This window comes from Dialister sp. CAG:357, from assembly GCF_000435155.1.
GTDB lineage: Bacteria > Bacillota > Negativicutes > Veillonellales > Dialisteraceae > Dialister > Dialister hominis.
In genome coordinates, this window is the sequence record NZ_FR896457.1 from 1 (window position 1) to 778 (window position 778).

General features: G+C 40.9%; 1 protein-coding gene. It reads left to right on the top strand.

Annotation, left to right across the window (positions count from 1 at the left end):
* Positions 1-480: 480 nt before the first annotated feature.
* A partial coding sequence (locus tag M3200_RS07555; protein WP_288178224.1) for a hypothetical protein occupies positions 481-778 on the top strand: 298 nt, incomplete at its 3' end.

Genomic DNA, 778 nt, shown 5'->3' on the forward strand with positions numbered 1-778 from the left:
TCGCCGGGTGTTCAACTTATTATTGCAATTCGGGCACCGTTTTTGGATGAAATAGAAACGTGACAAATGATTCTTTATTTAGTATAATAAGGCACAGGTAATGAATATTTTTTTATGAAGGGGGGGTGAAACCGTATGGCTCCCGAATGTGTGATTTGTAGAGTATTAGCAGCTTCACAGGCAGTGATTCTGTGTGCTATGCATAAAGATACACGGGGGGGTATAACTATGCTTTAAATCTGGTGAAAATGGCGATGAGCCTTCATACATATGATTTTAGGAGACAGTGTAATCGTATGCTGTCTTTTTTTCGTACTCAAAACTCCTCCTGCCTAAGAGCATATGGGAATGGCAATCGTAGGATTTGCCATACGGATTGTTTGCTGCCCGGGGCTATATATTAGTAATTGTCCTCATTAATCATTCATTACTGGTACAAATATATGACGGTTTTCGAAAGAAAATAAGGAGAAAACGAGTATGAAATTATCAGGAAAAAAATTAACGACAGCAATTTTGGCCGGTTTGATGGGTGCTACCATGTTCGGTGGCAGTGTATTTGCTGAAGTTTCGGATCAGGAATTTAACGAAGTAAGACAAGGCGTTAATTCAAAAACAGCAAGAATTTCACAATTGGAAAATGCTCAATTGTGGAAGCTACCGGATATTCCTGCTAGCATGATTCCTGCTAGCAAGAAGGACATTGCTGCAGAAGCAACTGCCCGCGATGCAGCAGACCAGAAGCTGCAGGGTAATATTGCTGATGAAGCAACTGCCC